This window comes from Halomonas sp. 707B3 (assembly GCF_024158645.1).
Classification (GTDB): Bacteria; Pseudomonadota; Gammaproteobacteria; order Pseudomonadales; family Halomonadaceae; genus Vreelandella; species Vreelandella lionensis.
This window is the reverse complement of record NZ_JAMZBE010000192.1, coordinates 1-5,581: the sequence shown is the minus strand read 5'-3', so window position 1 is coordinate 5,581 and position 5,581 is coordinate 1. Positions and strand designations below refer to the sequence as shown.

Annotated in this window: 4 protein-coding genes and 1 pseudogene; 2 read left to right on the top strand and 3 right to left on the bottom strand. The window is 56.2% G+C overall.

What is annotated here, in order from left to right:
- The 3 genes and pseudogenes from BIS10_RS17005 to leuC form a co-directional block, all read right to left on the bottom strand.
- Window positions 1–115: pseudogene (locus BIS10_RS17005) on the bottom strand (isocitrate/isopropylmalate family dehydrogenase); the annotation flags it as partial.
- Between the two features lie 30 nt (window positions 116–145).
- Window positions 146–793, bottom strand: coding sequence for a 3-isopropylmalate dehydratase small subunit (leuD, locus tag BIS10_RS17000; protein WP_253507052.1), 648 nt, complete (start codon window positions 791–793; stop codon window positions 146–148).
- A 3-nt stretch (window positions 794–796) separates the two neighbouring features.
- Complete coding sequence (gene leuC, locus BIS10_RS16995; protein WP_083026416.1) at window positions 797–2,248, bottom strand: 3-isopropylmalate dehydratase large subunit; 1,452 nt, start codon at window positions 2,246–2,248, stop codon at window positions 797–799.
- 159 nt (window positions 2,249–2,407) lie between these two features.
- Between leuC and BIS10_RS16990 the strand changes: the two genes are divergently transcribed.
- The gene (locus tag BIS10_RS16990; protein WP_253507049.1) at window positions 2,408–3,298 is read left to right on the top strand and encodes a LysR family transcriptional regulator; all 891 of its coding nucleotides are present in this window, start codon (window positions 2,408–2,410) and stop codon (window positions 3,296–3,298) included.
- A 322-nt stretch (window positions 3,299–3,620) separates the two neighbouring features.
- Window positions 3,621–5,507: a poly-beta-1,6 N-acetyl-D-glucosamine export porin PgaA gene (gene pgaA, locus BIS10_RS16985; RefSeq protein WP_253507046.1), complete on the top strand. Its 1,887-nt coding sequence runs from the start codon at window positions 3,621–3,623 to the stop codon at window positions 5,505–5,507.
- The last annotated feature ends 74 nt before the right edge of the window (window positions 5,508–5,581 follow it).

The window sequence follows — 5,581 nt, the reverse complement described above, 5'->3', positions numbered from 1 at the left end:
CTTCTACTTCAATATCCAAGCCCGCCTCTTGGCAGGCTTGTAACAAACGCGCCGCCTGGGCCGCGATTTCCGGGCCGATACCATCACCGGGCAGCAGTAACACTTTATGAGTCATGCTCAATCCTTAGCACTGATAATTGAATACTTACGCAGGCTGGCGGAACAGCCACGGGCGCTGCTGGCGGTGCTTCTCTTCAAAGCTACGAATGGCATCTTCGTCTTGCAGGGTGATGCCAATATCGTCCAAGCCATTCAGCAGGCAGTGCTTGCGGAATGCATCCACCTCAAACTCCAGAATCTCACCCCCTGGGGTAATCACCCGCTGATGCTCCAGATCCACGTCGAGCTGATAGCCTTCGTTGGCGTCCACTTCCGCAAACAAGCGGTCGACTTCCTCTTCCGCCAGCGTGATCAGCAGAATGCCGTTTTTAAATGCGTTGTTGTAGAAAATATCGGCAAAGCTAGGGGCAACCACCACCTTGAAGCCGAAATCTTCCAGCGCCCAGGGGGCGTGCTCGCGGGAACTACCGCAGCCGAAATTACGGCGCGCCAGCAGCACCTCAGCGCCCTGGTAGCGCGGCTGGTTCAATACGAATTCAGGATTCAGCGGGCGCTGGGAGCAGTCCTGGCCCGGCTGGCCTTCATCTAAATAGCGCAGCTCGTCAAACAGGTTTACGCCAAAACCGGTGCGCTTAATGGACTTCAAAAACTGCTTGGGAATGATCAGGTCGGTGTCGACGTTAGCGCGATCTAACGGCGCGACCACGCCTTCAAAACGTTCGAACTTTTTCATGGCTTAGGCCTCCTGCGCGTGAGTGGCGTCGTTAGCGGGTAAGGTACGTACATCGACAAAGTGGCCAGCAATCGCCGCCGCCGCTGCCATAGCAGGACTCACCAAGTGAGTACGACCGCCATAACCCTGGCGACCCTCAAAGTTACGGTTAGAGGTAGACGCACAGTGCTCGCCCGCGCCCAGCTTGTCGGCGTTCATGGCCAAACACATGGAGCAGCCCGGCTCGCGCCACTCAAAGCCCGCCTCAATGAAGATTTTGTCCAGTCCTTCCGCCTCCGCTTGACGTTTCACCAAGCCAGAGCCCGGCACCACCATGGCGAGTTTGATGGAATCAGCCACCTTATTGCCCTTGGCCACTTTTGCCGCTTCACGCAGGTCTTCAATACGCGAGTTGGTGCAGGAGCCGATAAAGACTTTATCCAACTTGATGTCGGTGATTTTCTGGTTCGCCTGCAAGCCCATGTACTCCAACGCGCGGGCGTGGCTGCGCTGAACGGTTTCATCCAGAGCCGCTTGCGGGTCGGGCACTTGGCCTGAAATACCGGTGACCATTTCCGGGCTGGTGCCCCAGCTCACCTGCGGCTCAATCTCTTCCGCTTTTAGCGTGACCACTTTATCGAAGTGGGCATCCGCATCCGATACCAGGTTGCGCCAATCCGCCACCGCGGCTTCCCACTGCGCTTCCGTTGGCGCGAAGGGGCGCTTGGCGAGGTAATCGATAGTGGTATCGTCCACCGCGATCAGGCCCACGCGAGCGCCCGCTTCAATGGCCATGTTGCACACCGTCATGCGGCCTTCCATAGAGAGCGACTCAATGGCGCTACCCGCGAATTCGATGGCGTAACCCGTGCCGCCTGCGGTGCCGATCTTGCCGATAATCGCCAGCACCACGTCTTTCGCCGTCACGCCAAGACCAAGCTCGCCTTCAACGCGCACCTGCATGTTCTTCATCTTCTGCGCCAGCAGGCACTGGGTGGCCAATACGTGCTCCACTTCGGAGGTGCCGATACCGTGAGCCAACGCGCCAAACGCGCCGTGGGTGGCGGTGTGGGAGTCGCCGCATACCACGGTCATGCCTGGCAGTGTGGCACCCTGCTCAGGGCCAACCACGTGCACGATGCCCTGGCGCGGGTCGTTGATTTTGAACTCTTCGATACCGTACTCGACGCAGTTATCGTCCAGAGTTTGCACCTGAATAAGCGACACCGGGTCTTTAATACCGCTATTGCCCTCGGCGCGCTCTTTCAGCGTGGTGGGAACGTTGTGATCCGGCGTTGCCAGGTTGGCATCCAAACGCCAGGGCTTACGCTTCGCCAAACGCAGGCCTTCAAACGCCTGGGGCGAGGTCACTTCGTGAAGCAGCTGGCGGTCGATGTAAATCAGCGCCGTACCGTCATCGCGCTGTTTCACCAAGTGCTGGTTCCAGAGTTTGTCGTAAAGCGTTTGACCTGACATATGGCTCTCCTGGGCGGTGCCCTGCTAGTTCGGTGTGACAGCCTCTGCGTGCTGCTTAAATTGCGATGAACAGGAGTGTTACGCGACTCGCCCATAAAAGCAATTCATGTTATTCATACTTTAGATTCCAAACAGGAATAGATACTCCCGGAGTGGCACGTGGATACCCAAAGCCTGCAAGCCTTTCTCGCCGTGGCAGAAACCCAAAGCTTTTCTCGCGCTGCCGAACAGTTACACCTTACTCAGCCTGCGGTGAGCAAACGCATCGCTACGCTGGAAGATTTACTGGGCACGCGGCTGTTTGACCGTATTGGAAGACGCATTGCGCTAACCGAGGCAGGCAACGTGCTACTGCCCAAAGCGCAGCGCATTCTGTTTACAGTAGAAGATAGCCGCCGAGCGCTGGCCAATCTCTCTGGCCAAGTGGGCGGCAAACTGACGCTCGCCACCAGCCACCATATTGGTTTGCACCGGCTGCCGCCGCTATTGAAGCAGTACACCCAGCGCCACCCAGAAGTCGCGTTAGACCTGCACTTTTTAGATTCCGAACTGGCCTACCAGGGCGTAATGGATGGCACGCTGGAAATGGCCATCGTCACCCTTGCCCCCCACCCCGTTGAACAACTGCAGGTCGTGGAGCTATGGCGTGACCGGCTGTGCTTTGTGTGCGCCAAGGACCACCCGCTGGCCCAACGCAGCCGTGCTGATGACAAGCCCCTGAGCTTGGCGGAACTGTGTGAAGTGAACTGCATATTGCCGGGGGCCAAAACCTTTACCCGAACGCTGATTGGCCAGCGCTTTGAAGAAGTAGGCCTTAACCTGCCCGTGAGCATGTCCACCAACTACCTTGAAACGCTCAAAATGATGTGTGGCGTTGGTTTAGGGTGGAGCCTGTTACCCGAAAAAATGCTCGACAGCGAGCTAGTAGCGCTACCCGTAGACACCGCTCCCATCCATCGTCCGTTGGGCTATCTAGTACATAACAACCGCACGCTCTCTAATGCTGCCCGCAAAATGATTGAGCAATTGGAAGCAAATCGCGAAACATAAAGTTACAAAAAAAGCTTACCTTCACTCTGATTGCCTCATTATTTCTCCTCAAAATCGCTTCCAAATAGCTAATTTCTTGAGCTGTCTCATTGAAACCTAGCACTACCCCAACTTAGCATAAAATCTATTTTTTATTCCTAATCAAAAACATAAGGGGATTTTTCGTTGCAAGCAGATGAGGCCTCTCACCCCTTTAGCTGACAATATTACTCTTCAAGTTCATGTTTTAGTCCAATTTTTACTTAAAGATACTTCTATACACTAGGAAGATACATTTGATTACAAATCTACTTTCATTAGCTTCCAGGGTAGGAGTATCACCATGCAGAATCGCCCTAGCTCCTTACTGCCGATTTGCCTGCTCGCCTGCCTCACCACCAGCGCGGCTTATGGGCAAACCACTACCGACGCGCAACGCGAAGCACTGGTTATCCAGGCACGTCAGGGAGCTTTAGATACATCCATCGATGGCTTAAAGACACTCTATCACCAAACACGCGACAACCGCGTGCGTGAAGACTTAGTCGCCCTGCTCGTGCGTGCCTCCCGAAATCAGGAAGCGCTGGCCGTTTGCACCTGGTGCCAAATTGAGGATTACAGCGATTCTGAGCTTGCCAACCTAGCCGGAGCTGCTCGTAGCGCGGGTGACTTTGACCAAGCGTTAGAGATGTTTCGAGCGCTCACCTACCGTGACCCCTCCAATGCACAAGGCTGGCTAGGTCAAGCACTGGTCCACACCGATATGGGTAGTTACACCCTGGCACAGATCGCCCTGGAGCAGTACAACCAGGTAGCTGGCACCACAACCGCCGGCCTTGAAGCCAAGGGCTACCTAGCCGCGCGAACCACCAACGCTATGCAAGAGCTAGATGCCCGCCAAGCACTGGTCACGCAAGACCCCAGCAACACAGGCGAACTGCAAGCGCTTTACCGGTTGGCGGTAGGCCTTGGAGCCAGCACCGCGGCACGGCGCATTATGCAGTCCAACCCGGATGTGTTTAGCGAAAGTGACCGCCTCTGGCTCACTTATTATGAAGGGGTTACCGATATTCGCTTGGGCATTCATACAGATGAGCCCTCCAGAACGGCCAACGGTTTGGAGCAACTGAATGTCGTGCTACGTAACCCGGACGCCCCCCAAGAGCTGATTACCGTAGCCGAATACGACAAGGTAGTTGCCCTGGCTGAATTAAGGCGCTTTTCCGAAGCGGAGGCCCTGGCGGTTAGGCTTGAAAACCAGCACGGCCAGTTGCCCAGTTACGTTACCCGCGCTAGAGCCCATGCGCTCAACGGCATGGGCCGCCCACACGAAGCCATCGCGCTCTATGAAGGCCTGATTCGGCAATTCCCTGAACAGGCCACCAACCCGGACGACCCGCTTAACGAAGGGCTGTTCTATAGCTACACCGATGCTCAGCGCTTCCGCGATGCCGACAAACTATTGCAGTCATGGCGCGCCAGCGAGCCCGAGCAGCGGCTGGATTTCACCCGCACCGTACGTATCGAAAACCCCAACTACCAGAAAGTGCTGCTACTGGAAGTATTGCTAGAGGCCTGGCGTGGCCGCCCTGAAGAGGCCACTGAGCAATTAGAGGCCTATCAGGCGCAAGCGCCTGCCGAACCCTATTTATGGGTCGTGAAAGGCGATATTGAGCGCGATAGAGGCTTGCCAAGAAAGGCCGAGGAGTCGTTCTTGCAAGCCATCCCGCTACTGCCACCCGACCGTAAGGAAGTGGCTGAACACGGCATCTTGCTCTCCCGCTTACAGCGCGGCCAATGGCGCGGCACCACCGATGAGGTTGCACGTGAGCTGGTTGAAGCCCGGCCCAGCGCCACGCGGGACGATATGGCCAGAGAGTGGCGTGAAATGCGCGCCCCTCAGCTGAGCAGCACGTTCGAGCGTAGTAAAGGCCAAGGGAGCGGCACCCAAGCCTCTCGCGAATGGCGCTATGAAGTGCTCTTGGAAGGCCCGCGTAACAGCAGTGGCTCTCGCCCTTTCGCACAGCGCATTGGCCAGTACGGTGAGTTTGAAGATGAAGACCTCTATGCCTCGTACAACATAGCGGGCTACGAATGGAACCTGTACCCCGCAACGGTCACCCTGGCAGCGGGCCACGGTTCACAGCTGAACGAAGATTTTCTTGCGCTGGCCGAACTGAAGTACGCCCACAACGACCACGTCACAACTGAATCGCCCCGGATATTCTAGACACCCGTTAGGCTCTTAAAGTAACGCCTTTCATACTCAACCGGTGACAAGTTATCACTTGTGCTGTGTCGGCG